This window comes from Fulvimonas yonginensis (assembly GCF_037137055.1).
Lineage (GTDB): Bacteria > Pseudomonadota > Gammaproteobacteria > Xanthomonadales > Rhodanobacteraceae > Frateuria_A > Frateuria_A yonginensis.
Window position 1 is genome coordinate 303,396 of sequence record NZ_JBBBNY010000001.1, and the last position, 23,638, is coordinate 327,033.

At 70.8% G+C, this 23,638-nt stretch carries 21 protein-coding genes and 1 pseudogene; 10 read left to right on the forward strand and 12 right to left on the reverse strand.

Annotated elements, in window-relative coordinates:
• Positions 1–81: 81 nt before the first annotated feature.
• Positions 82–993 (forward strand): oxygen-dependent coproporphyrinogen oxidase, encoded by a 912-nt coding sequence (gene hemF, locus WAT24_RS01350; protein WP_336806009.1) that lies wholly within the window; start codon positions 82–84, stop codon positions 991–993.
• A 40-nt stretch (positions 994–1,033) separates the two neighbouring features.
• Here hemF and WAT24_RS01355 read toward each other — a convergent pair whose 3' ends face one another.
• The gene (locus tag WAT24_RS01355; protein WP_336806010.1) at positions 1,034–1,690 is read right to left on the reverse strand and encodes a DUF4097 family beta strand repeat-containing protein; all 657 of its coding nucleotides are present in this window, start codon (positions 1,688–1,690) and stop codon (positions 1,034–1,036) included.
• Between the two features lie 142 nt (positions 1,691–1,832).
• Between WAT24_RS01355 and gpmA the strand changes: the two genes are divergently transcribed.
• Both gpmA and WAT24_RS01365 read left to right on the forward strand, forming a co-directional pair.
• A complete protein-coding gene (gene gpmA, locus WAT24_RS01360) occupies positions 1,833–2,576 on the forward strand; it encodes a 2,3-diphosphoglycerate-dependent phosphoglycerate mutase (RefSeq protein WP_336806011.1) in 744 nt (247 codons plus the stop codon).
• Between the two features lie 108 nt (positions 2,577–2,684).
• A complete protein-coding gene (locus WAT24_RS01365) occupies positions 2,685–3,203 on the forward strand; it encodes a CcdC protein domain-containing protein (protein WP_336806012.1) in 519 nt (172 codons plus the stop codon).
• A gap of 32 nt (positions 3,204–3,235) precedes the next feature.
• Here the strand turns inward: WAT24_RS01365 and glnK are convergent, their stop codons facing one another.
• Positions 3,236–3,574: a P-II family nitrogen regulator gene (glnK, locus tag WAT24_RS01370; RefSeq protein ID WP_336806013.1), complete on the reverse strand. Its 339-nt coding sequence runs from the start codon at positions 3,572–3,574 to the stop codon at positions 3,236–3,238.
• A 175-nt stretch (positions 3,575–3,749) separates the two neighbouring features.
• On the opposite strand from glnK, the gene WAT24_RS01375 reads away from it, so the two are divergent.
• The 3 genes and pseudogenes from WAT24_RS01375 to WAT24_RS01385 form a co-directional block, all read left to right on the forward strand.
• A complete protein-coding gene (locus WAT24_RS01375) occupies positions 3,750–4,007 on the forward strand; it encodes an accessory factor UbiK family protein (protein ID WP_336806014.1) in 258 nt (85 codons plus the stop codon).
• Positions 4,008–4,271: 264 nt separating this feature from the next.
• Positions 4,272–5,774 (forward strand): YifB family Mg chelatase-like AAA ATPase, encoded by a 1,503-nt coding sequence (locus WAT24_RS01380; protein WP_336806015.1) that lies wholly within the window; start codon positions 4,272–4,274, stop codon positions 5,772–5,774.
• 334 nt (positions 5,775–6,108) lie between these two features.
• A pseudogene (locus WAT24_RS01385) lies at positions 6,109–7,604 on the forward strand (cation:proton antiporter); the annotation flags it as partial.
• 10 nt (positions 7,605–7,614) lie between these two features.
• Here the strand turns inward: WAT24_RS01385 and aceA are convergent.
• The gene (gene aceA / locus WAT24_RS01390; RefSeq protein ID WP_336806016.1) at positions 7,615–8,910 is read right to left on the reverse strand and encodes an isocitrate lyase; all 1,296 of its coding nucleotides are present in this window, start codon (positions 8,908–8,910) and stop codon (positions 7,615–7,617) included.
• Between the two features lie 104 nt (positions 8,911–9,014).
• Positions 9,015–10,640 (reverse strand): malate synthase A, encoded by a 1,626-nt coding sequence (gene aceB / locus WAT24_RS01395; protein WP_336806017.1) that lies wholly within the window; start codon positions 10,638–10,640, stop codon positions 9,015–9,017.
• Between the two features lie 171 nt (positions 10,641–10,811).
• On the opposite strand from aceB, the gene WAT24_RS01400 reads away from it, so the two are divergent.
• A complete protein-coding gene (locus WAT24_RS01400) occupies positions 10,812–11,801 on the forward strand; it encodes a LysR family transcriptional regulator (RefSeq protein ID WP_336806018.1) in 990 nt (329 codons plus the stop codon).
• Positions 11,802–11,804: 3 nt separating this feature from the next.
• Here the strand turns inward: WAT24_RS01400 and WAT24_RS01405 are convergent, their stop codons facing one another.
• From WAT24_RS01405 to WAT24_RS01440, 8 genes are all read right to left on the reverse strand, one after another.
• Complete coding sequence (locus WAT24_RS01405) at positions 11,805–12,443, reverse strand: LysE family translocator (RefSeq protein WP_336806019.1); 639 nt, start codon at positions 12,441–12,443, stop codon at positions 11,805–11,807.
• A 52-nt stretch (positions 12,444–12,495) separates the two neighbouring features.
• Positions 12,496–13,089 carry a 1-acyl-sn-glycerol-3-phosphate acyltransferase gene (locus tag WAT24_RS01410; protein ID WP_336806020.1) on the reverse strand — a complete coding sequence of 198 codons (594 nt, stop codon included), beginning with the start codon at positions 13,087–13,089 and terminating at the stop codon, positions 12,496–12,498.
• Positions 13,086–13,508, reverse strand: coding sequence for an alternative ribosome rescue aminoacyl-tRNA hydrolase ArfB (gene arfB / locus WAT24_RS01415; protein WP_336806021.1), 423 nt, complete (start codon positions 13,506–13,508; stop codon positions 13,086–13,088). The genes WAT24_RS01410 and arfB overlap by 4 nt, the downstream gene beginning before the upstream one ends.
• A gap of 120 nt (positions 13,509–13,628) precedes the next feature.
• Positions 13,629–14,330 (reverse strand): pseudouridine synthase, encoded by a 702-nt coding sequence (locus tag WAT24_RS01420; protein ID WP_336806022.1) that lies wholly within the window; start codon positions 14,328–14,330, stop codon positions 13,629–13,631.
• A gap of 55 nt (positions 14,331–14,385) precedes the next feature.
• Positions 14,386–16,032: a ubiquinone biosynthesis regulatory protein kinase UbiB gene (gene ubiB / locus WAT24_RS01425; protein WP_336806023.1), complete on the reverse strand. Its 1,647-nt coding sequence runs from the start codon at positions 16,030–16,032 to the stop codon at positions 14,386–14,388.
• Entirely contained in the window at positions 16,029–16,679 is a 651-nt protein-coding gene (locus tag WAT24_RS01430; RefSeq protein ID WP_336806024.1) for a ubiquinone biosynthesis accessory factor UbiJ, read from the reverse strand. Before WAT24_RS01430 ends, ubiB begins: the two co-directional genes overlap by 4 nt.
• A 46-nt stretch (positions 16,680–16,725) precedes the next feature.
• Positions 16,726–17,190 carry a tRNA (cytidine(34)-2'-O)-methyltransferase gene (locus tag WAT24_RS01435; RefSeq protein WP_336806025.1) on the reverse strand — a complete coding sequence of 155 codons (465 nt, stop codon included), beginning with the start codon at positions 17,188–17,190 and terminating at the stop codon, positions 16,726–16,728.
• Between the two features lie 52 nt (positions 17,191–17,242).
• The gene (locus WAT24_RS01440; RefSeq protein WP_336806026.1) at positions 17,243–17,443 is read right to left on the reverse strand and encodes a hypothetical protein; all 201 of its coding nucleotides are present in this window, start codon (positions 17,441–17,443) and stop codon (positions 17,243–17,245) included.
• Positions 17,444–17,700: 257 nt separating this feature from the next.
• Between WAT24_RS01440 and WAT24_RS01445 the strand changes: the two genes are divergently transcribed.
• The 3 genes from WAT24_RS01445 (at position 17,701) to WAT24_RS01455 (ending at position 23,627) form a co-directional block, all read left to right on the forward strand.
• Positions 17,701–20,556, forward strand: a complete 2,856-nt coding sequence (locus WAT24_RS01445; protein ID WP_336806027.1) for a M16 family metallopeptidase — start codon at positions 17,701–17,703, stop codon at positions 20,554–20,556.
• A gap of 211 nt (positions 20,557–20,767) precedes the next feature.
• Entirely contained in the window at positions 20,768–21,172 is a 405-nt protein-coding gene (locus tag WAT24_RS01450; RefSeq protein WP_336806028.1) for a DUF4156 domain-containing protein, read from the forward strand.
• Between the two features lie 220 nt (positions 21,173–21,392).
• Positions 21,393–23,627 carry an NADP-dependent isocitrate dehydrogenase gene (locus WAT24_RS01455; protein ID WP_336806029.1) on the forward strand — a complete coding sequence of 745 codons (2,235 nt, stop codon included), beginning with the start codon at positions 21,393–21,395 and terminating at the stop codon, positions 23,625–23,627.
• The last annotated feature ends 11 nt before the right edge of the window (positions 23,628–23,638 follow it).

Sequence of the window (23,638 nt, forward strand, 5' to 3'; positions counted from 1 at the left end):
CGGCCCGCGTCGACGCGCCACAGCGCCGGCGCGGGCCTGCTTGCTAAGCTCTGCGGCCGTCCCGTCCGCACCGATCATTCGATGAGCCAGCAAGCCGACCAGGCCGAATCCTTCCTGCGCGAGGCGCAGGACCGCCTCTGCGCCGCCATCGAGGCGCTGGATGGCGGCGCGCGTTTCGTCGAGGACCGCTGGACGCGCGAGGCCGGTGGCGGCGGCCGCACCCGCGTGCTGAGCGACGGTGCGCTGTTCGAGCAGGCCGGCGTGAACTTCTCCCGCGTGCACGGCCACACCCTGCCGCCCAGCGCCACCGCGCACCGGCCGGAACTGGCCGGCGGCAGCTTCGTCGCCACCGGCGTCTCGCTGGTGCTGCATCCGAAGAATCCGTACGTGCCGACCACGCACGCGAACGTGCGCTACTTCGAGGCGAGCAAGCCCGGCGTCGAACCGGTATGGTGGTTCGGCGGCGGCTTCGACCTGACCCCGTTCTACCCGTTCGATGAGGACGTGCGGCACTGGCACGCCGTCGCGCGCGACCTGTGCGCCCCTTACGGCGCGGAGGTATACCCGCGCTACAAGCGCTGGTGCGACGAATACTTCTACCTCAAGCACCGCGGCGAGACGCGCGGCGTGGGCGGCCTGTTCTACGACGACCTCAACGAGGGCGGCTTCGAGCGCTGCTTCGCCTTCACCCGCGACGTGGCGCAGGGTTTCCTCGACGCCTACCTGCCGATCGTCGGGCGTCGCCGCGGCCTGCCCTGGGGCGAGCGCGAGCGCGAGTTCCAGCTCTACCGGCGCGGCCGCTACGTGGAGTTCAACCTGGTCTGGGACCGCGGCACGCTGTTCGGCCTGCAATCGGGCGGGCGCACCGAGTCGATCCTGATGAGCCTGCCGCCGCGGGTGCGTTTCGAGTACGGCTACACGCCCGAGCCGGGCTCGCCGGAGGCGCGGCTGGTCGACTACCTGCAGCCGCGCGACTGGCTCGGGGAAGGGTAACGAGGGGCGAAGGTATCACCCCTCAACCTAGGCTTCCGCCTTACGGCCGGTCGCCGCTGAACTTCACCGGCGTGGCGCCCTTCACCGGGCCGATCTGCGCGCTGTCGCTGACCTCGAGCACCACATCGCGGCGGAACTCCAGCGTGCCCTGCACCACCGCGTGCGGGCCGATCACCACGTGCGGAGGACGACCCTCGAAGTGGAACCAGCCACCCGGCTTGTCGACCAGGATGCCGCCCTCGACACGGGAGCCGGCGCCCACCTCGATGTCGCCCCCGACCGTCTCCAGGCCGCCGGCCACGTGCGCGCCGTCCAGTGCGATCTGGCCGTTGACGTTCGACACGCGCCCGCCCACGTCGACGTTGCGGGCGAGGCGGATGGAGCCGTTGACAGCCTCGACCTTGCCCTGGATGCGGCTGTCGGCGCCGACCGTGACCGCGCCGTTGACCGTGCCCACCGAGGCGGCCTGCACGTGCGTGCCCAGTTCGATCGAGCCGTTGACCGTGCTGGCCTCGCGCACGGTGGCGTTGTCGCCGACGCGCACCGCGCCGTTGACGGTGCTCACGTCGCCGGCATGCTGGCCGGCTTCGACCCGGGCGGTGCCGTTGACCTTGTCGATGTCGTCGTCGCCCGCGACCGCCGCGAGCGGCAGGCAGAAGGCGAGAGCCAGGGCGAAAGCGAGATGGTGACGACGCATGGAGCGGTTCTCCTTGAATGGGATGCCAGGCTTGGATGCGCGCGCGGCCGGCAGGGTTGGCATGACCTCTGGCAGGGGCGGATTTGACCTCGCCGCGGTCACCCCGCACCATTTCGCGCTTCCCCGCCGCGAAGCGTACGCCATGCACAAGCTCGTCCTGATCCGCCACGGCCAGTCCCAGTGGAACCTCGACAACCGCTTCAGCGGCTGGGCCGACGTCGACCTCACCGAGCAGGGCATGGCCGAGGCGAAGGAAGCGGGCCGGCTGCTGCTGGAGGCGGGCTACACCTTCGACGTGGCGCACACCTCGGTGCTCAAGCGCGCCGTACGCACGCTGTGGGGCGTGCTCGACGCGATGGATCTGATGTGGATCCCGGTGGTGACCGACTGGCGCCTCAACGAGCGCCACTACGGCGGCCTGACCGGGCTCAACAAGGCCGAGACGGCGGCCAGGTACGGCGAGGAGCAAGTCAAGATCTGGCGTCGCAGCTACGACATCCCGCCGCCGCCCTTGGAGCGCGCCGACAATCCCTCGCTGCGCGACCCGCGCTACGCCCTGCTCGATCCCTCGATGATCCCCGACACCGAGTGCCTGAAGGACACTGTCGCGCGCGTGCTGCCGTACTGGCACGACGTGCTGGCGCCGGCGGTGGCCAGCGGCCAGCGCGTACTGGTGGCCGCGCACGGCAACTCGCTGCGTGCCCTGATCAAATACCTGGACGGCATGTCCGACGAGGCCATCGTCGAGATGAACGTGCCCAACGGTGTGCCGCTGGTATACGAATTCGACGAGGCGATGAAGCCGCTGCGCAGCTACTACCTGGGCGACCCGGACGCGATCGCCGCCAAGATGGCCGCGGTGGCCAACCAGGGCAAGGCCAGGTAGGGCCCGTCGTCCGGGTTGACAGCTGTCAGCCCCGCGACCTGTGACCTGCCTGTCGCGCCCGCCCGGTGCCCGGCTAGGCTGGCGCCTTCCACCTGACCGGGAGCCGTCATGGCGCCGAACCTGCTCGTGCCCGCGCTGTTCTCGCCTTTGCTGGCGCTCGCCGTGTGGCGCCGCGTGCGCCGCCAGTTCGGGCGGCAGCCGGTGCGCCGTGGGCCGATGACCGCACGGGTGGTGGTGCTGGCGTTGCTGGCCGGCCTGGTCGCGCTCGCCGGGTGGCACGACCCGCCGCTGCTCGAAGGGCTGGCCGGCGGCCTGGTGGGCGGCGTGGCCCTGGGCCTGCTCGGCCTGCGCCTGACCTGCTTCGAACGCGGCGCCGAAGGCCGGGACCTCTACCTGCCCAACCCCTGGATCGGTGCCACCGTGGCCGCCCTGCTGGTCGGGCGACTGGCCTGGCGCTTGCTGGTGCTGCTGCCGCAGGCGGGTGGCGCCGGGCCGATGGCGGCGCCGGGCGCGCCGCTGGGCAACAGCCCGCTGACCCTGCTGGTGGTGGGCCTCATGCTCGGCTACTACATCAGCTACTACGCCGGTCTGCTGGTGCACCACCGGCGCTTCACCCAGGCCGGCTGACACCCGGTGCCCCGGTCGGTAGGCGCCTGCGCCTACAGTGCGTCGTTGTCCAGCTCGCCCGTGCGGATGCGGATCACCTGCTCCAGCGGGCTGACGAAGATCTTGCCGTCGCCGATCTTGCCGGTGCGGGCGGATTGCTGGATCGCCTCGAGCACCCGTTCCAGCTGGTCGTCCGCCACGGCCACCTCCAGCTTGATCTTGGGCAGGAAATCGACCACGTACTCGGCGCCGCGATAGAGCTCGGTGTGGCCCTTCTGCCGGCCGAAGCCCTTCACCTCGGTCACCGTGATGCCCTGCACGCCGACTTCGGCCAGCGCCTCGCGCACGTCGTCCAGCTTGAACGGCTTGATGACCGCCACGACCAGCTTCATGGATGCTCCTCGCTCGGGTGTTCCAGGGCAGGCCGCCATTGTGCCTGCCGCCTCGCGACCTGTCGCCCCGGCGGGGTGTGTAGGACAATCCCTACATTCTTTGGCGGAGCCGGCCGATGGCGCACCCACGTTCCCTATACATAGACTTCATTCCGACCCGCGAGAGGCGCCGTCCATGATGGACCGGCAGGAAATCGACCGAATTGCCCTGCGACTTGTGTCGCTGGTACCGCCAGGGTTGGCACAGGCGCAGCAGGATTTGCGAACCAACTTCCACGATGTCCTGATGCAAGGATTGCATCGCCTCCAGCTGGTCACCCGCGAGGAGTTCGAAGCCCAGAGCCAACTGCTGGCGCGCACCCGCGCCAAGGTCGACGAACTGGAAAAGCGCGTGGCCGAACTGGAGGCCGACGCCGCTTCCCGCGGGCTCTAGCAGCCAGCTCCCGGGAGCCGCCCCCGATCCGTCACCCTCACCCCGAGAGCGATCGGGGGCGGTTGTTTTTTTGCCTGCCGTCGATGGAGTCGCAATGATGCCGCCCGGCGACCCTGTCGCGAACCGTCGGCCCGGCCGGGGCCCCCACCGCGAACCATGGCCTCCTGCCGGCATCTCGGCTACCCGGGCGATTCCCGCCTCCGGCCAGCCGGGGCCTGCGCCGCGTCCGGCCACAACGGTTTCTTCGCGTCGCCCGGGGTCGCCATGAGTCTGGCGGTCACCCTGAGTCGCGCCCAGGAAGGCGTCGCTGCACCGCAGGTGATGGTGGAGGTGCACCTGTCCGGCGGCCTGCCGGGCACGCACATCGTCGGCCTGCCGGAAGCGGCCGTGCGCGAGGCGCGTGATCGCGTGCGGGTGGCGATCCAGAACGCCGCTTTCGAATACCCCAATCGCAAGGTGACGGTGAACCTGGCCCCGGCCGAGTTGCCCAAGGACGGCGGCCGCTTCGACCTGGCCATCGCGCTGGGCATCCTGGCGGCCGGCGGCCAGGTGCCGCGCGAGAAGCTGGACGATTGCGAGTTCCTCGGCGAACTGGCGCTGTCGGGCGACCTGCGCGGCGTGTCCGGCGTGCTGCCGGCCCTGCTGCGCGCCCGCGCCCGCGGTCGTCGCGTGGTGGTGCCGCGCGCCAACGCCGCCGAGGCGGCGCTGGTGCCGGAGGCGGACGTGCGCGTGGCCGACACGCTGGCCGAGGTGTGCGGCTGGTTGCGCGACGCGCAGGAACTGGCCGCGCCCGGCCAGGCCGAGGCAGGCCATGCCAGCGCCTCGGGCGTGCCCGACCTGCTCGACGTGCGCGGCCAGCTGCAGGCGCGCCGGGCTCTGGAGATCGCCGCCGCGGGCGGCCACCACCTGCTGCTGATCGGCCCGCCCGGCACCGGCAAGACCATGCTCGCCGAGCGGCTGCCGGGCATCCTGCCACCGCTGGGCGAGTCCGAGGCGCTGGAAACCTGTGCGGTGCTGTCGGTCGCCGGCCAGCACGTCGAGCCGTCGCGCTGGCGCCAGCGCCCGTTCCGTGCGCCCCACCACACCGCCTCGGCGGTGGCGCTGGTCGGGGGCGGCTCCAACCCGCGCCCGGGCGAGATCTCGCTGGCGCACAACGGGGTGCTGTTCCTCGACGAGCTGCCCGAGTTCAGCCGGCACGTGCTGGAGGTGCTGCGCGAACCGCTGGAGTCGGGCCAGATCGTGGTCTCGCGCGCGGCCCGGCAGTCCACCTTTCCCGCCCAGTTCCAGCTGGTCGCGGCGATGAACCCCTGTCCGTGCGGCTATGCCGGGGACGCCCGTGACCGCTGCCGCTGCACGCCCGACCAGATCCAGCGCTACCGCGCACGCATCTCCGGTCCGCTGCTGGATCGGATCGACCTGTGCGTGGACGTGCCGCGCGTGCCGCTGGCCGAGCTGGGCGCGCCGCGCAGCGTCTACGACGAGGATTCGGCCACCGTGCGCGCACGCGTGGTACAGGCCCGCGAGCGGGCGCTGGCACGTGCCGGCCGGCCGAACGCCGAGATCAGCACGCGCGAACTCGAGCGCGACTGCGCCCTCGGGCCGGCCGAGCGGCGCTGGTTCGAGGCGGCGCTGGAGCGCCTGGGCCTGTCCGCCCGGGCCTACCACCGCGTGCTGCGAGTGGCCCGCTCCATCGCCGATCTCGACGGTGGCGCGGCGCTGCTCGATCGCGCCCATCTGGCCGAAGCGCTGCAATACCGGCGTTTCTGAGTATTTCTGAACTGGCGGGTATTGACTTCCGCGGCGGCAGGTCTAATATCTGCACCCGCCGGTTCTTAAATGCATCCGGCCTGCCGCCCCGGTATCGGATCCCCTCCCTCCCCCCGCCCGATACCGGGGCCGGCCCCTTCCCTCCGAAGCCTTCCGGCGCCCCTTGCGAGTCGGGCGGCGTCTGCCGTCCCCGGCCACGGCTCCGGCGCTGCCGGAAGAACACGCTCCTCCCGGACGGTCTCGCGGGGCGGGTCGAAGCCACGGGCGCGTGGCTGCTTCGAATCGCGCGGAGCGCCCGGGCAGAATGGGCGCCCCCGCAAGCGAAGGACGGCCGATGACGCTACCTCCCGGCCTCATGCTGGCCTGCCTGCTCGGCGTCCGCTTTCTCGCGCAGTGGCTGGCATGGCGGGTGAAGCTGCCGGCGATCCTGTTCCTGCTGCTGGCCGGCATCCTGCTCGGCCCGGTCACGGGCGTGTTCCAGCCCGATGCCCTGCTGGGTCACCTGCTGTTCCCGCTGGTCTCGCTGGCGGGCGCTGATCCTGTTCGACGGCAGCATGACGCTGCGCTTCCACGAGCTGCCGGGCATCGGCCGGGCGGTGCGCGGCTTGGTCACCTATGGCGCGATCGGTGCGGTGCTGCTGCTGGCGCTCGCCGTGCACCTGGGGGCGGGCCTGGCGTGGCCGACCGCGCTGCTGTTCGGCGCGCTCACCTGCGTGACCGGGCCCACGGTGATCGCGCCGATGCTGCGTAGCGGTCACCCACGAATCGGGCCTGCTCGCCATCACCCTGATGGGCATCGCGCTGGGCAACATCCGCGGCATGCACATCGACGACATCCTCGACTTCAAGGAAAACCTCACCACGCTGCTGGTCTCCAGCCTGTTCGTGCTGCTGGCGGCGCGGTTGCGCTGGCCGCTGCCGGATGGCCTGCTGCGGGCCGGCCTGGCGGTGTTCCTGATCGCGCAGTTCGTCGTGCGCCCGCTCACCGTGGCGCTGGCCACCGTCGGCAGTTCGTTGAGCTGGCGCGTGCGCACCCTGATCGCGTGGGTGGCACCCCGCGGCATCGTGGCCACCTCGGTGTCGGCGCTGTTCGCACTGCGCCTGCAGGAGCTGGGCGTGGCCGGCGCCGAGGCGATGGTGCCGCTGGTGTTCATCCTGATCATCGGTACCGTGGTGCTGCAGAGCGCGACCGCACGCCCGCTCGCCCGCCGGCTGGGCGTGGCCGAGCCGGAGCCGCGCGGCGTGCTGATCTACGGTTCCGACGCTGTCGCCCGGGCGGTGGGCAGGGCACTGGCCGATGCCGGTTTTCGCGTGATGCTGGCGGACGATTCCTGGGACGGCATCCGCCACGCGCGCATGGAGGGGCCCGCCACATTCTTCGGCAACCCGGCCTCGCCGCACGCGGAGCGTCACCTCGACCTCACCGGCCTGGGCCGGCTGCTGGCCATGTCCACGCGTCGCGAGCGCAACTCGCTGGCCTGCGTGCACTACCGGCGCGAGTTCGGTCGCGAGAAGGTCTGCCGCCAGCGCAACCTCGCGCCGCACGAGGCCACCGACCGGGCGGCGTTCGCCGGCAAGCTGCTGGCGCCGCCGCTGTTCGGCGACACGATGACGCACGCCCGCTTCGCCGAGCTGCTGGCCGCCGGCTGGCAGGTCCGCGCGACCCGCCTCACCCCGGCGTTCGGCTGGAGGGATCTCGATGCGCGCTACGGCGGGCAGGCGGTGCTGCTGTTCGCGATCGACGAGAAAGGCAGCCTGCACGTGGCGTCCACCAAGCGTTCCCTGGATCCTAGGCCCGGCTGGCTGGCGATCGCGTTGGCGCCACCCAGCGCGGCCGGGTTCAGGCCGCCGAGGCGCGCTGGAACTGCGCCTCCTCGGTCGAGCCGCGCAGCGCCACCGTGGAGGATTGCCCCTGCTGGATCGCCTGGGTGACCTGATCGAAGTAGCCGGTGCCCACCTCGCGCTGGTGCTTGACCGCGGTGAAGCCGCGTTCGGCCGCGGCGAACTCCTTCTCCTGCAGCTCCACGAAGGCGCTCATCTGCCGGCGCGCGTAGCCGTGCGCCAGTTCGAACATGCCGTAGTTGAGGCTGTGGAAGCCGGCCAGCGTGATGAACTGGAACTTGTAGCCCATCGCGCCGAGCTCGCGCTGGAACCGGGCGATGGTGGCGTCGTCCAGGTGCTTCTTCCAGTTGAAGCTCGGCGAGCAGTTGTAGGCGAGCAGCTTGCCCGGGTACTTCGCATGGATGGCCTCGGCGAAGCGGCGCGCGTCCTCCAGGTTCGGCTTGCTGGTCTCGCACCAGACCAGGTCGGCGTAAGGCGCGTAGGCCAGGCCGCGGCTGATCGCCTGGTCCAGGCCCGGGCGCGTGCGGAAGAAGCCCTCGACGGTGCGTCCGCCGGTGAGGAAGGGCCTGTCGTTGTCGTCGACGTCGGAAGTGAGCAGGTCGGCCGCGTCGGCGTCGGTGCGCGCCACGATCAGCGTGGGCACGCCGCAGACGTCGGCGGCCAGCCGCGCGGCGGTGAGCTTGTCGATGGCCTCGCGCGTGGGCACCAGTACCTTGCCGCCCATGTGGCCGCACTTCTTCACCGAAGCGAGCTGGTCCTCGAAGTGCACGCCCGCCGCGCCGGCCTCGATCATCGCCTTCATCAGCTCGAACGCGTTGAGCACGCCGCCGAAGCCCGCCTCGGCGTCGGCCACGATCGGCACCAGCCAGTCGATCTCGTCGCTGCCCTCGGCGTGGTGCAACTGGTCGGCGCGCAACAGCGCGTTGTTGATGCGCTTGACCACCTGTGGCACCGAGTTGGCCGGATACAGCGACTGGTCCGGATACATCTCGCCGGCGAGGTTGGCGTCGGCCGCGACCTGCCAGCCGGAGAGGTAGATGGCCTTGAGGCCCGCCTTGACCTGCTGCATGGCCTGGTTGCCGGTCAGCGCGCCGAGCGCGTTGACGAACTCCTCCTTGTGCAGCAGCTGCCAGAGCTTCTCGGCGCCGTGGCGGGCGAGCGAGTGCTCCACCGGCACGGTGCCGCGCAGGCGCACCACGTCCTCGGCGCTGTAGTTGCGGCGCACGCCGGCCCAGCGCGGGTTGTTGGTCCAGTCCAGGGTGATCTGTTCGGCAGTCGGCAGGTTGGTCTTCATGATTTCGCTCCGTAGGTATCCGTTCGTGTAGGAGCGTCTCGCTCGCGATGCTCTTTGGTCGGGTCACGGAAAGCATCGCGAGCAGCTCGCTCCTACGGGGTTCGTCAGGGAAGGTGGTCGTAGGCGGGCAGGGTGAGGAAGGCGCCGAGTGCGTCGGCGTGGGTCAGGTCGGCGAGCAGCGCGGCGGCCTCGTCGGCGCGCCGCGCGCCCGGCAGGTCGCTGTGGCGCAGGCGATGCGCGTGCGCGGCGAGGAGCTGGTCGAACAGCGCCATGTCGATCGGCGCGCCGTCGGCGAACTCCAGCGGCACGCAGTCGTTGCGCTCGCCGGGCCGGGCGGCGTAGTGCAGCCACTGCCACAGCTGCGCGCGCGCGATCTCGGCGGTGGCGGCGTCTTCCATCAGGTGATGGATCGGCACGCAGCCCTGCCCGTCCAGCCAGGCGGCGGTGTAGCGCAGGGCGACCTCCACGTTGTTGTCGAAGCCTTCGCGGGTGATCGTTCCGCAGGCCGGCGCCAGCAGTTGTTCGCGGGTGACCTGCACGTCCTCGCGCAGCACGTCGAGCTGGTTGGGGCCGGGCATGTGCTGGTCGAAGACGGCCTGCGCCACCGGCACCAGCGCCGGATGCGCGACCCAGGTGCCGTCGTGGCCGGCCTTCACCTCGCGCAGCTTGTCGGCACGGACCTTCTCCAGCGCCGCCGCGTTGGCCGCCTCGTCACCCTTGATCGGGATCTGTGCCGCCATGCCGCCCATGGCGAAGGCGCCGCGCCGGTGGCAGGTCTGGATCAGCAGCTCCGAGTAGGCCTTCAGGAAGGGGACGGTCATCTGCACCTGCCCGCGCTCGGGCAGCAGCCGGTCGCGGTGCGCGCGCAGCGTCTTGAGGTAGGAGAAGATGTAGTCCCAGCGGCCGCAGTTGAGCCCCACGGCGCGTTCGCGCAGTGCGTACAGGATTTCGTGCATCTGGAACGCGGCCGGCAGCGTCTCGATCAGCACGGTGACCTTCATGCAGCCGCGCGGCAGGCCGAGCTCGGCTTCCGCGTGGGCCATCACCCCGTCCCACAGCGCCGCTTCCTCCATCGCCTCGAGCTTGGGCAGGTAGAAGTACGGGCCGCGATCGCGCGCCTGCAGGGCGCGGGCGTTGTGGAACGCGAACAGGCCGAAGTCGACCAGTGCGCCGGCCATCGCCTCGCCGTCGACCTCGAGGTGCCGCTCCGGCAGGTGCCAGCCGCGCGGGCGCACCACCAGCACGGCCGGATCGGCGCCGAGCGTGTAGTCGCGCCCATCCGGTGAGCGGTACGCGATGGTGCCGGCGACCGCGTCGATCAGGTTCTGCTGGCCGTCGAGCTGGTTGGCCAGGGTCGGCGCGGAGGAGTCCTCGAAGTCCGCCATGAACACCTTCGCGCCGGAATTGAGCGCGTTGATGATCATCTTGCGCTCGACCGGGCCGGTGATTTCCACGCGCCGGTCGCGCAGCGCGGCAGGCACCGGCGCCACGCGCCAGTCGCCCTCGCGCATGGCGCGGGTGTCGGCACGGAAGTCCGGCAGCTGGCCGGCGTCCCAGGCGGCCTGGCGCTCGGCGCGGGCCGCCAGCAGCGCGCGCCGCCGTGGCTCGAACCGGCGGTGCAGGCCGGCCAGGAAGGCCAGGGCCGGGGGTGTGAGGAGGCGGTGGTAGGGGGCGGTATCGCCGTGCGTCGCCACCGCGCCGGTGGCGAGTCGTTCCTGCGGGACGGCCATGTGGACAGCTCCTTGGTCGGGACACCCACGCTAGGCCGACGGCCATGGCTTTGACAAAGCGAATGTTTCAATTAGCAATATTGAGAAACCTAAAGTAGGCTGAAAGAGCAGCGTTCAGGCCAGCAAAGGGAGGGATTGGTCGTGAAACGAGCCGCACCCGCTCGCCGCCCCGTGGCCCGCAAACGCGTCGTCGAGACGCTCGACGACGCAGCGGAGGCCGAGCGCTACTACTACAAGGGCAACCGCCACAAGCAGCTGCGCGCCTTCGTGAGCATCGTGAAGCTGGGCACGCTGACCCGCGCGGCCGAGGCGCTGTTCCTGTCCCAGCCCACCGTGAGCCTGCAATTGCAGGCGCTGGAGCGTGAACTGGGCGTGCCGCTGCTGGAGCGCCGGCGCCGGCGCATCAACCTCACCGACGCGGGCGAGGCGCTGTACGAGCTGGCGCGCCCGCTGGTCGAGGGCTGGGACAACCTGGACCGCGACTTCCAGGCCCGCGTCAAGGGGCTCAAGGCCGGGCGGCTGACCATCGCCGCCGGCGCCTCCACCATCCAGTACCTGCTGCCGGAACTGGTGCGCCGCTACCGCGAGGCCTACCCGGCGGTGCATCTGCAGCTGGCCAGCGTCACCGGGCGCGACGGACTGGCGCTGCTGCGCGCAGACGAGGCCGACTTCGCCGTGGGCTCCCTGCTGGACGTGCCCAACGACATCGCCTGGGCGCCGCTGTACCACTACGACCCCCTGCTGATCACCCCGCGCGACCATCCGCTGGCGCGCAAAAGCGACATCGCGCTGGAGGACCTCTCGCCCTACGGCCTGATCCTGCCGCCGCAACGGCTGACCACCTACCGGCTGGTCGACCTGGTGTTCCAGCAGCGTCAGGTGCCCTACCAGGTGGCGATCGAGGTGGGCGGCTGGGAGGTGATCAAGGCCTACGTGGCCGCCGGGCTCGGCATCTCCGTCGTGACCGGCATCTGCATCACTGATGCCGACCATGCGCAGCTGGCGGTGCGCAACATGAAGCGCTTCTTCCCGCAGCGCAGCTACGGCGTGGTGATGCGCAAGGGCAAGTCCCTCAGCGCGGAGGCGCGGGCCTTCGTCGAGCTGGTGAAGCCGGGGCTGCTCGGGCGCGAGTACGACGCGACCGGTCACCCGGGCCGCTAGGGCTCAGGCGCGCTGCTGCAGCGCCAGCTTCACGCCGAAGCCGAGCAGTACCGTGCCGCACAGCCGGTCCATCGCCGTGCCCAACCGCGGGCGGGTGTGCAGCAGGCGATGGATGCGCCCGCCCAGTAGCGCGAGCACCAGCGACCAGCTCAGGCCCGTGCCGATGAAGCTCAGTCCCAGCACCAGCAGGCCCAGTTGCGGATGGGCCGCGTGCAGCGCCACGAACTGCGGCAGGAAGGCCAGGTAGAACAGCGCCACCTTGGGGTTGAGCACGTTGGTGAGCATGCCCTGCCGGAACGCGGCGGCCGCCCCCTCGCCGCGCGTCGCGGTGGCCGCGCGCGGTGCGCCGGTGCGCGTGAGCAGCATGCGCAGACCGATCCACGCCAGGTAAGCCGCCCCCAGGTACTTCAGCGCGGCAAAGGCGAGCGCCGAGGTCATCAGGACCGCCGAGATGCCGACGACCGCCGCGGAGGTGTGCACCAGGCAGCCGGCGTTGATGCCCAGCGCCGCGGCCAGCCCGGCCGCATGGCCCTCGCGGCTGCTGCGCGCGAGGATGTAGAAGGTGTCCAGCCCGGGCGTCAGGTTGAGGGCGATGCAGGCGAGCAGGAAAGCGCCGAAGTGCTGGATGCCGAGAGCGTCCATGGAGCGGATCGATGGTGGCGAGGCGCGCATGGTAGCCGACGCGCCCGCCGGCTCACTCGGTGTCGCGGTGCTTGCCCCGGTAGCCGCGGAACAGCGCGCGGATGCGCGCCATGTCGGCGTCCGGATCGTCGGTAGCGTACTGCAGCGTGCCCAGGGTGAAGGTCTTGCTGGGGTAGTCGAGGAATACCGGCAGGATCGGCACCTCGGCCTCGCGCGCGATGCGCAGGAAGCCGCTCTTCCACTGCCTGACGTGCCGGCGTGTGCCCTCGGGGGTGATGCCCAGCCACATCCGCGGGTGGTCGGCGAAGCGACGCACCATCTGGCCGACCACGTTGAGCGCGGCCTTGCGGTTGATGCCGATCATGCCGATCGGCCTGAGGATCAGGCCGAGCGGGCTGTCCAGCACCTCGCGCTTGATCATGATCTTGATGTCCAGGCCCAGCGCGATCTTCATCATCAGGCCCCACACCCCGTCCCAGTAGGAGGAGTGCGGTGCGCCGATCACGACCAGCTTGGGAACGTCCGGCAGCTCGCCGCGCAGGCGCCAGCCGGACAGGCGCAGCAGGCCGCGCATCAACCAGGGCCAGAAGCGGCTGTTCAGCCGCGGTGCCTGGGGCGGCACCGGCGGCAGGATGGCCTCCCTCATTCACCGTTCCAGTGGCGCGTGCGCGCCTGCTTGAGCTTGCCGCGCAACTGCTTGCCGGCCAGCCGGCGCTCCTGCGAGGCGCGCGTGGGCCGCGTGGCCACGCGCTTCTTCGGCGCCACCAGCGCGCCGCGTACGAGCTCGGCCAGGCGCTCGCGCGCGTCGTCGCGGTTGCGCGCCTGTTCACGGAAGCGGCGCGCCTGGATCACCAGCACGCCGGCCTCGGTCATGCGCCGGTCGCGCCGTGCCAGCAGTCGTGCGCGCGCGTCCTCCGGCAGCGACCGGGAGGCGGCCACGTCGAAGCGCAATTCCACCGCGCTCTCGGTGCGGTTGACGTGCTGCCCGCCGGGGCCGTCCGCGCGCAGGAAGCGCTCGGTCAGCTCGGTGTCCGGCAGGGAAAGGGAGCGGCTGATGTGCAACATGGCGCGCAGTTTATGGGCAAGCGGATGAATCGCGAAGCGCCTGCCGGGAGCGAGTCGCTCGCGGTGCTTCTGTTCCGGGGCTGGACAGCAAGCCAACGGCCGTCGCGGACAAGCTCGCTCCTACACGGGGGCGGCAGGCCAGCCGAAGCGGGCCAGCAGCGCGCGGTAGGGCGGGTCCAGCGGTGCCTCGAGGGCGAGCGGCTCGCCGCTGACCGGATGCGTCAGGCGCAGCCGCCAGGCATGCAGCAGCATGCGATGGCAGCCGAAGTGCTGCCTGTAGAGGCGGTTGTGGTCGCTGCGGCCGTGCTGGCAGTCGCCGATCACCGGATGGTGGATGTGCGCCATGTGCTTGCGGATCTGGCGGAAGCGGCCCGTCTCGGGCTCGGCCAGCACCAGCGCATAGCGCTGCCGCGGGTAACGGCCCAGCGGGATCGGCACCTCCACCGTCGCCAGGCGCCGGTAGCGCGTGCGTGCCTCGCGACGCGGGCCGTTCTCGCGCGAGCCGGGCAGCGGGTAGTCCACCGCACCCTCGGCCGGCTCCGGCCAGCCGCGTACCACGGCGAGGTACTGCTTGTGCACCTCGCGGCCCATGAACTGCTCGCCCAGCGCTGCCGCCACGGCGGCGGAGCGGGCGACCAGCAGCACGCCGCTGGTGGCGCGGTCCAGGCGGTGCGCCAGGAACAGCTCGCCGCCGACCTGCTCGCGCAGCAGGTCGACGAGGAAGGCTTCGGCCGGACCGATCAGCTTCGAGCGGTGCACGGGCAGGCCCGCGGGCTTGTTGACCGCGAGCAGGGCGTCGTCCTGGTGGAGGATATCGAGCATGGGCAGGCAGGTCGGCGCAGGAGCTCGCTCCTACAGGGGGAAGGTGCGGGCTGGGCTAGCGGCGGGGCCAGGCCAGCAGGAACGCCAGCGCACCGCCGCAGGCGGCCACCGCGGGCGGCCAGGGGCCTTGCCCCGGGGCCAGCGCCCAGAGCAGCGCCGCCGCCACCAACAGGCTGGCGCCGAGCAGGCCGGCGGCCAGTGCGCGCTGCTGGCGTCGGGCCAGCGCGGCGCGCTGCGCCAGCTCCGCCGGGTCGGCCAGGGCGGGGCGCGTGCCACTCGCTGCCTGGCGCAGCGCGTCGCGTACCAGTTCGGGCACCTGCGGCGCGGCATGCAGCCATTCGGGCAGGCGCTGGCGGACCGCGCGCAGCGTATGACGCACGCTGTAGCGCTCGCGCAGGATGCGCTTGAGCACCGGATGTGCGACCGCCCAGATGTCGATCTCGGGGTCGAGCATGCGGCCCACGCCCTCGATGTTGAGCAGCGTCTTCTGCAGCAGGATCAGCTGCGGTTGCAGGGTGAGTTCGAAGCGTCGCGCGGTCTGGAACAGCTTCACCACCACCTCGGCCAGCGAGATCTGCGAGAGCGGCCGCGTGAAGTAGGGCTCGCACACCGTGCGCACCGCCGCCTCAAGCTCGTCCAGGCGCACCGTGGCGGGCATCCAGCCGGCCGCCACGTGCAACTGGGCGATGCGCGCGTAGTCGCGCTCGAACAGCGCGATGAAGTTCTGCGCCAGCCAGTACTGGTCGGCTTCGGGCAGCGAGCCCATGATGCCGAAGTCCAGCGCGATGAAACGCGGCTCCCCGCGCCGCGCCAGATCCACCCAGATGTTGCCGGGGTGCGCGTCGGCATGGAAGAAGTTGTCGCGGAACACCTGCTCGTAGAACACCCGCACGCCCTTGGCGGCGAGCGCCCGGCGGTCGATGCCGGCCGCATCGATGGCCGCGACGTCGTCGGCGCTCACGCCGTGCACGCGCTCCAGGGTGAGCACGCGCGGCGCGGTCAGCTCCCAGTGCACCGCGGGCACGTAGAGGTCGACGCCGCTTTCGAAGTTGCGCCGGAGCAGGCTGGCGCTGGCGCCCTCGCGTTGCAGGTCCAGCTCGTTCTCGAGCATCTTCTCCACTTCCGCCACCACGTCGAGCGGGCGGATCTTGTCGGCGTTGGGATGCCAGCGCTGGGCCAGTTCGCCGAGCGAGCGCATCAGCGCCACGTCGCGCGCGATCTGCGCCTCGATGCCGGGGCGCAGCACCTTGACCACCACCTCGCGGCCGTCGTGCAGCGTGGCGGCGTGCACCTGCGCGATCGAGGCGGAAGCCAGCGCGGTTTCGTCGAAGCGGGCGTACAGCTGCCCGATCGGCTGCTTGAGTTCGCGCTCGACGATGGCGCGCGCTTCGGCGCCGGGGAACGGCGGCACCTGGTCCTGCAGCTGCGCCAGCTCGTCGGCGATGTCGGCCGGGATCAGGTCGCGGCGGGTGGACATCACCTGGCCGGCCTTGACGAAGATCGGGCCCAGTTCGGTCAGCGCCAGGCGCAGCCGCGCGCCACGCGACAGCTCGCGGGCGCCGGGCCGCGTGCGGGCCAGCAGCGGGCGCAGCAGCTTGAGCGGGCGGTACAGGTGCGCGGCATCGACCAGCTCGTCCAGCCGCCAGGCGAGCAGCACCGAGGCGACCCGCAGCACGCCCGGCACCACCTTCAGCGGGGTCATGCGCGTGGCCCCTGCAGGCGCTGGCGCAGTCGCTCCAGACGCGCCTCGAGTCGCTCGGTGCGTTCGCGCAGCGCATCCACGCCGTCGAGGAAATCGTCCACCTCACCCATCGCGGGAGTGAGTCGCGCCTCGTCGCGCAGCCAGTCGGCGCCGTCCTCGACCAGCTGTCCGGTGGTGGTGCGCGCATGTTTCAGGGCCCGGGCGAAGGCCTGTGCCAGCGGCACGCCCAGCACGTCGCCGAAGCTGCGCGCGAAGGCTTCCTCGAAGTCGGGCTGGAACGCGCTCGCCAGCTTCTCCAGCCGGCGCGCCAGGTCGGCGTCGCCGGCGATCTCCACCTTGCCGGGGGACACGGTCTCCTCGCCCCGCCGCAGCGCCATCCCCAGCAGGCTGCCGGGACTGGCCGCCACGCGCAGCTGGCTGTCCTCCTGCGGCGGACCGACCTTCAGGCGGCCGCGCTCCACCGTCACGCCGAGGGCGAGCTCCGGTCCGCGCAGATGCAGCTGCAGGCTGCGGCCTTCGAGCGCGGCGAGCCGCTGCTGCGTATCGGGATCGAGCGAGAGCACGTGGTTGAGCGCGGTTTCCAGCGCACGGCCGGCGAGCTTGCGCAGCGGCCGCGGGAGCCAGGCGTTCGGGACGGGAGCATTCATCCGGCGATTGTAGCGGCCGCCCGCACGAGGTAGGAGCGAGCTGCGCCTACAGGGCGCCGGCAAAGCCGAGCTGGCGCCAGGCTTCGTAGACCGCGACGGCCACCGTGTTCGAGAGGTTCAGGCTGCGGCTGTCCGGCCGCATCGGCAGGCGCAGGCGCCGCTCGGGCGGGATCGCTTCCAGCACCTCGGCCGGCAGCCCGGCGGTCTCGCAGCCGAACAGCAGCGCATCCCACTCGACGAAACGCGCCTCGACGTGGGCCACCCGGCCGCGGGTGGAGAACGCGAACACGCGCGGCTGGCCCAGCGCGGCCAGGCAGCTGTCCAGGTCGTCGTGTACCGCCACGCGGGCGTACTCGTGGTAATCCAGTCCGGCGCGGCGCAGACGGGCGTCGTCCAGCGCGAAGCCGAGCGGGCGGATCAGGTGCAGCGAGGCGCCGGTATTGGCGCACAGCCGGATCGCGTTGCCAGTGTTCGGCGGGATCTCGGGCCGGTGGAGGATGACGTGCAGCATCCGCCCATTATCCCGCCTGCGGCCCGCGTGCGGGCACAGGCGGCATCGGCGCTCAGCCGTCCTGGCGCGGGCACACCACGCCATCGGGCGGCAGCATGCAGGTCCCCGGCGTGGCCAGCAGGGCGCCGAGCTTGCTGTTGGCGGCCAGCTGCACCGCCTGCGGCGAGGCGCTGAGCATGCCGCCGAGCACCAGTCCGCAGGCGAGCAGGCAGGCGACGAAAAGGCTGCGCAGCAACAGGGTTTCGAATTTCATGGCGTCATCTCCGGGGTGGGTCCTGCCGGTCTGTTGGCAAGCCTCGTGCCATCGCGGCAGGGCGCCGGAAATGGCGCGGTTGAGCCATCCCGACGGAGCCGGGCGGTGCCGCCGGTGTGTCCGCGGACGCTCGCCATCCGCCAGCGGACAGCCCGCGGACAACGCGGCGCGGACACACCCCTGCCATGGGTCCGGTTGCGCCCGCCGCGCGCGGGAGACTAGCCTCGCCGCTTACCCGTGAGACAGGAGGTTGCACCATGGCACACACGTTCCCGGCGCGCGCCGCGCTTGCCCTCGCCCTCGCCGCAGGGCTGGGTTTCGTCGGCGCGCCGGCACCGGCCGCCGCCCGTGTGGCGGCGCAGGCCCAGCAGATTCCCGAGCTGGCCTACCAGCGCTTCACCCTGCCCAACGGCCTGACCGTGGTGGTGCACGAGGATCACAAGGCGCCGGTGGTGGCGGTGAGCGTGTGGTACCACGTCGGCTCCTCCTACGAGCCCAAGGGCAAGACCGGCTTCGCGCACCTGTTCGAGCACCTGATGTTCCAGGGCTCGGAGAACCACAAGGACGAGTACTTCAAGCCGTTCGAGCTGGCCGGCGCCACCGACCAGAACGGCACCACCTGGCTCGATCGCACCAACTACTTCGAGACGGTGCCCACCACCGCGCTGGACATGGCGCTGTGGATGGAATCCGACCGCATGGGCCACCTGCTCGGCGCGATCGGCCAGAAGGAACTGGACGAGCAGCGCGGCGTGGTGCAGAACGAGAAGCGCCAGGACGAGAACCAGCCCTACGGACGCGTCAGCGAGCTGATCCAGGCCGAGGCCTTCCCCGCCAACCACCCCTACCACCACGACACCATCGGCTCGATGGCCGACCTGAACGCGGCCTCGCTGGCCGACGTCAAGCAATGGTTCCGCGACTACTACGGCGCGGCCAACACGGTGGTGGTGCTCGCCGGCGACATCACGCCGGCGCAGGCGAAGGAGAAGATGCTCAAGTACTTCGGCGACATCGGCCCGGGCCCGCGCGTGCCGCGGCCGCAGCCGTGGGTGGCGCCGCGCGCGACCTCCACCCGCGGCACGATGACCGACAACGTGGCGCAGGCGCGCATCTACCGCGAATGGAACGTGCCCTCGCGCACCGACCTCTCGATCAACCAGTTGCAGCTCGCCGCCGCGGTGCTCGGCGGCGGCAAGACCTCGCGGCTGTACCAGCGTCTGGTCTACAAGGACAAGCTGGCCGACGACGTCTCCGTCGACATCGAGCAGCACGTGCTGGCCAGCCTGTTCGAGCTGCAGGTGGACGTGAAGAAGGGCGTCGACCCGGCGAAGGTCGAGGCCGCGGTGGCGGACGAATGGGCCCGGTTCCTGCGCGAAGGCCCGACCGTCGACGAGCTGGAGCGCGTCAAGACCAGCATACGCGCCGACTTCGTGCGTGGCCTGGAGCGCGTCAACACGCAGGCGGCGATCCTCGCCGAAGGCCAGCTCTACCAGGATGACCCGGGTGCCTACCTGAAGGACTTCGACGCGCTGATGGCCGCCACCCCGGCCAGCGTCAAGGCGGCCGCCAACCGCTGGATCGCCCGCGGCGACTACACGCTGACGGTGGTGCCGGGCAAGGTGGAGGAGACCGACTTCGCCACCGCCGCCGGGCGCCCCGCCCTGCCGGGCAAGCCTGCGCCCAGACTCTCGCCCGCGGGCGACTACCGCACCGTGCCCAGCACGGTGGACCGCAGCAAGGGTGTGCCGCAGGTGACCGAGTTCCCGGGCCTCACCTTCCCGACCCTGCAACACGGCAAGCTCGCCAACGGCATCGAGGTGACCCTGGCCGAGCGGCACGAGGTGCCGGCGGTGCAGGTGCAGCTGCTGTTCGACGCCGGTTACGCCGCCGACCAGGGTCGCAAGCTCGGCACTTCGAGCTTCACCATGGCGATGCTCGATGAAGGCACCAGGGATCTCGACTCGGTGGAGATCGCCAAGCGCGAGCAGCGTCTGGGTGCCGAGATCGACAGCGGGTGCGGGCTGGACTTCTGCAACGTCTCGCTCAACGCACTGGACGACAAGCTGACGCCTTCGTTGGCGCTGTTCGCCGACATCGTGCGCAATCCGGCGTTCCGCGACGACGACGTGGCACGCCTGCGCGGGCAGTGGCTGGCGCGCATCGCGCAGGAGAAGAGCCGGCCGATCGGCATCGCCCTGCGCACCCTGCCGCCGCTGCTCTACGGCGAGGGACATGCCTATGCGATCCCCTTCACCGGGTCGGGCACGGTGCATTCGATCACCTCGCTCGACGTGAACGACATGCGGCGCTTCATGGGCGACTTCATCCGCCCGGACAACGTGAAGATCCTGGTCGCCGGCGACACCACGCTGGACAAGATCATTCCGCAGCTGGACCAGGTGTTCGGTGACTGGAAGCCGGGCGCCGGCAAGGTGCCGACCAAGAACCTGGCCCGGGTGGCCGCGCCCGCACACTCGCGCGTGTACCTGATCGACCGCCCGGGGGCGCAGCAGAGTCTGATCCTCGCCGGTGGCCTGGCGCCATCGACCAAGGTGGGCAACAACCTGGCCATCGAGACCATGAACGGCGCGTTCGGCGGCACCTTCACCTCGCGCCTGAACATGAACCTGCGCGAGGACAAGCACTGGGCCTACGGCGCCTTCAGCTTCCTGCCCGACGCGCTGGGCCAGCGCCCGTTCCTGATGTACGCGCCGGTGCAGACCGACAAGACCGGGCCGTCGGCAGCGGAGATCCTCGCCGAGGCGCGCGGCGTGGTCGGCCCGCATCCGCTCACACCGCCCGAGATCGCCAAGATCAAGGACGGTGCCGTGCGCAGCCTGCCGGGCGAATACCAGACCACCTCGGCGGTGATGGGCGCGCTGCAGGAGATCACCCTGTACGACCGCCCCGACGACTGGGTGCAGACCGAGAAGGCGCGCATCGAGGCGCTCAAGGATCCGCAGGTGCAGGCCGCGGCCGAGGAGGTGATCCACCCGGATCACCTGACCTGGGTGATCGTCGGCGACCTCAAGAAGATCGAACAACCGGTCCGGGCGCTGAACCTGGGCCAGGTGCAGGTCCTGGACGCCGACGGCAAGCCGGCGAAGTAGCGCGTACCCGCTCCCCCGCACGCGGGGGAGCGTCCCTCCGGTAGGAGCTTGCTCGCGGTGCTCTGCTGAGGGCTCGCCGTTGGGCAGATCCATCGCGAGCAAGCTCGCTCCTGCAACGCCCGGCGGGCGGCGCCACGCTCGCACGAGAGAGGCCTTTGCCTCGCCCTTGCTCTACGATGGAGCCTTCCCGATCCGTCCGGAGCCTCTCCCCATGCGCAAAACCGTCTTCCTGCTCGCTCCCGTCCTGCTGCTCGGCGCCTGCACCTGGGGCATCACCCTCGACGACGCCGGCAAGCAGGTGCGTACCGCCTGGAACGGCGACGTCTCGCAGTGCCGCGACCTGGGCAAGGTCACCGTCTCGGTGATGGACCACGTCGGCCCGGTGGATCGCAATGACATCAAGGTGCGCGACGAACTGGAAGTAATGGCGCGCAACGAGGCGGCCAAGATGCACGCCGACACCGTCAAGCCGCTGGGCGAGCCGGTCGACGGCGAACAGGCCTGGGGCGCCTACCAGTGCGGCAGCGCGCGCCCGGCCTCGGCCACGCAGCCGGCCACGCAGCCGGCGCCCGCCGCCAGCGATGGCGTTCAGACCTACCCGATCCAGGGCAGCTGAGCGCCTGTCACGCCTGCGCCCCGAACCAGCCGGGGCAATCCATGCACTGCCGGAAACGCACCTGCGCCTGAGGCGCGGTGCCTGCCTTCCGTGCGCCTGCGTATGCCCCTGCGATAGCCAGCGCGCGCCGTTCGGGCGAAAATGGCCGTCTTGTCTTTCCTTCGCGGTGCGGCCTCGTCCGCGCTTCCCGCATGCCTTTGCACGAGAGGTCACGCAGACGATGTCCCAGGCTCCCAAGATTCTTTACACCCTGACCGACGAAGCGCCGTTCCTGGCGACCCAGTCGCTGCTGCCGATCGTCAAGGCGTTCGCGCACACCGCGGGCATCGGTGTGGAGACCCGCGACATCTCGCTGGCCGGGCGCATGCTCTCGCAGTTCCCGGAGTATCTGAAGGAAGAGCAGCGCATCCCCGACGACCTGGCCGAGCTCGGCCAACTGGCTACCACGCCGGAGGCCAACATCATCAAGCTGCCGAACATCAGCGCCTCCGTGCCGCAGCTCAAAGCCGCGATCAAGGAACTGCAGGCGCAGGGCTACGCGCTGCCGGACTACCCGGACGAGCCGCACGGCGACGTCGAGCAGTACAACATCAAGGCGCGCTACGACAAGGTCAAAGGCAGCGCCGTGAACCCGGTGCTGCGCGAGGGCAACTCCGACCGTCGCGCACCGGCCTCGGTGAAGAGCTACGCGCGCAAGCACCCGCACAAGATGGGTGTCTGGAGCGCCGGTTCGAAGACGCGCGTGGCGCACATGGACGATGGCGACTTCTACGGCTCGGAGCAGTCGGTCACGATGGACCAGGGCGGCAGCCTGAAGATCGAGCTGGTCGGCAAGGACGGCAGCACCACGGTGCTCAAGGAAAAGGTCGCCGTGCAGGCGGGCGAGGTGGTCGATGCGGCGGTGATGAGCCGTGCCGCGCTGGCGCGCTTCGTGCGGCGCGAGATCGACGCCGCCAGGGCCGAGGGCACGCTCTTCTCGCTGCACCTGAAGGCGACCATGATGAAGGTGTCCGATCCGATCATGTTCGGCGTGGTGGTGCGCGAGTTCTACAAGGACGCGCTCGACAGGCACGCGGCCGAGCTGAAGCAGATCGGCTTCGACGCCAACAACGGCATCGGCGACCTCTACGCGCGCCTTTCCCAGTTGCCGGAGGAGAAGCAGGCGGCGATCAGGGCCGACATCGAGGCCGAGTACGCCAAGCGCCCGGGCCTGGCGATGGTCAACTCCGACAAGGGCATCACCAACCTGCACGTGCCCAGCGATGTCATTGTCGACGCGTCGATGCCGGCGATGATCCGCGACTCGGGGAAGATGTGGAACGCCAGGGGCGAGCTGCAGGACACCGTGGCGCTGATCCCCGACCGCAGCTACGCCGGCATCTACCAGGCGGTGATCGAGGACTGCAAGGCGCACGGCGCGTTCGACCCGGCGACCATGGGCTCGGTGCCCAACGTCGGCCTGATGGCGCAGAAGGCCGAGGAGTACGGCTCGCACGACAAGACCTTCCAGATCGCCACCGACGGCACCGTGCGGGTGACCGACCAGAACGGACGCAGCGTGTTCGAGCATGCGGTGCAGGCCGGTGACATCTGGCGCATGTGCCAGACCAAGGACCCGGCGATCCGGGACTGGGTCAAGCTCGCCGTCACCCGTGCCCGCCTCTCCGGCACGCCGGCGGTGTTCTGGCTCGATCCTGCGCGTGCGCACGACGCGCAGCTGATCGCCAAGGTGCAGCGCTACCTGAAGGATCACGACACCGCGGGCCTGGACATCCGCATCCTCGCCCCGGTGGAAGCCATGCGCCTCTCGCTGGAGCGCATCCGCAAGGGCCAGGACACCATCTCGGTAACCGGCAACGTGCTGCGCGACTACCTCACCGACCTGTTCCCGATCATGGAGCTGGGCACCAGCGCCAAGATGCTCTCGATCGTGCCGCTGATGGCCGGCGGCGGCCTGTTCGAGACCGGCGCCGGCGGCTCGGCGCCCAAGCACGTGCAGCAGTTCCTGGAGGAGGACTACCTGCGCTGGGATTCGCTGGGCGAGTTCCTGGCGCTGGCCGCCTCCTTCGAGCACCTGGCCGAGCGCTACGGCAACAAGCGCGCCGCCGTGCTGGCCAAGGCCCTGGACCAGGCCAACGGCAGGATCCTGGACAACAACAAGTCGCCTGCGCGCAAGGTCGGCGAGCTCGACAACCGCGGCAGCCACTTCTACCTCGCGCTGTACTGGGCGCAGGCGCTCGCCGCGCAGGACGAGGACGCCGAGCTGAAGGCCACCTTCGCCCCGCTGGCCAGGGCGCTGGCCGACAACGAGGCGACCATCGTGGCCGAACTCAACGGCGCGCAGGGCAAGCGCGTCGACATCGGCGGCTACTACCACCCCGACCTCGCGCGCACCGGCGAGGCGATGCGGCCGAGCAAGACCTTCAACGACGCGCTGGCGACGCTGAAGGGCTGAACGCACAGGGC

Bases quoted from the DNA above. Each gene is read 5' to 3' on its own strand.
- ubiB (WP_336806023.1), bottom strand. From the start codon at position 16,032: ATGACCCCGCTGAAGGTGGTGCCGGGCGTGCTGCGGGTCGCCTCGGTG.
- hemF (WP_336806009.1), top strand. From the start codon at position 82: ATGAGCCAGCAAGCCGACCAGGCCGAATCCTTCCTGCGCGAGGCGCAG.
- WAT24_RS01430 (WP_336806024.1), bottom strand. From the start codon at position 16,679: ATGAATGCTCCCGTCCCGAACGCCTGGCTCCCGCGGCCGCTGCGCAAG.
- WAT24_RS01365 (WP_336806012.1), top strand. From the start codon at position 2,685: ATGGCGCCGAACCTGCTCGTGCCCGCGCTGTTCTCGCCTTTGCTGGCG.
- WAT24_RS01375 (WP_336806014.1), top strand. From the start codon at position 3,750: ATGATGGACCGGCAGGAAATCGACCGAATTGCCCTGCGACTTGTGTCG.
- aceB (WP_336806017.1), bottom strand. From the start codon at position 10,640: ATGGCCGTCCCGCAGGAACGACTCGCCACCGGCGCGGTGGCGACGCAC.
- WAT24_RS01445 (WP_336806027.1), top strand. From the start codon at position 17,701: ATGGCACACACGTTCCCGGCGCGCGCCGCGCTTGCCCTCGCCCTCGCC.
- WAT24_RS01440 (WP_336806026.1), bottom strand. From the start codon at position 17,443: ATGAAATTCGAAACCCTGTTGCTGCGCAGCCTTTTCGTCGCCTGCCTG.
- arfB (WP_336806021.1), bottom strand. From the start codon at position 13,508: ATGTTGCACATCAGCCGCTCCCTTTCCCTGCCGGACACCGAGCTGACC.
- WAT24_RS01455 (WP_336806029.1), top strand. From the start codon at position 21,393: ATGTCCCAGGCTCCCAAGATTCTTTACACCCTGACCGACGAAGCGCCG.
- WAT24_RS01355 (WP_336806010.1), bottom strand. From the start codon at position 1,690: ATGCGTCGTCACCATCTCGCTTTCGCCCTGGCTCTCGCCTTCTGCCTG.
- WAT24_RS01435 (WP_336806025.1), bottom strand. From the start codon at position 17,190: ATGCTGCACGTCATCCTCCACCGGCCCGAGATCCCGCCGAACACTGGC.
- WAT24_RS01410 (WP_336806020.1), bottom strand. From the start codon at position 13,089: ATGAGGGAGGCCATCCTGCCGCCGGTGCCGCCCCAGGCACCGCGGCTG.
- aceA (WP_336806016.1), bottom strand. From the start codon at position 8,910: ATGAAGACCAACCTGCCGACTGCCGAACAGATCACCCTGGACTGGACC.
- gpmA (WP_336806011.1), top strand. From the start codon at position 1,833: ATGCACAAGCTCGTCCTGATCCGCCACGGCCAGTCCCAGTGGAACCTC.
- WAT24_RS01380 (WP_336806015.1), top strand. From the start codon at position 4,272: ATGAGTCTGGCGGTCACCCTGAGTCGCGCCCAGGAAGGCGTCGCTGCA.
- WAT24_RS01420 (WP_336806022.1), bottom strand. From the start codon at position 14,330: ATGCTCGATATCCTCCACCAGGACGACGCCCTGCTCGCGGTCAACAAG.
- WAT24_RS01405 (WP_336806019.1), bottom strand. From the start codon at position 12,443: ATGGACGCTCTCGGCATCCAGCACTTCGGCGCTTTCCTGCTCGCCTGC.
- glnK (WP_336806013.1), bottom strand. From the start codon at position 3,574: ATGAAGCTGGTCGTGGCGGTCATCAAGCCGTTCAAGCTGGACGACGTG.
- WAT24_RS01450 (WP_336806028.1), top strand. From the start codon at position 20,768: ATGCGCAAAACCGTCTTCCTGCTCGCTCCCGTCCTGCTGCTCGGCGCC.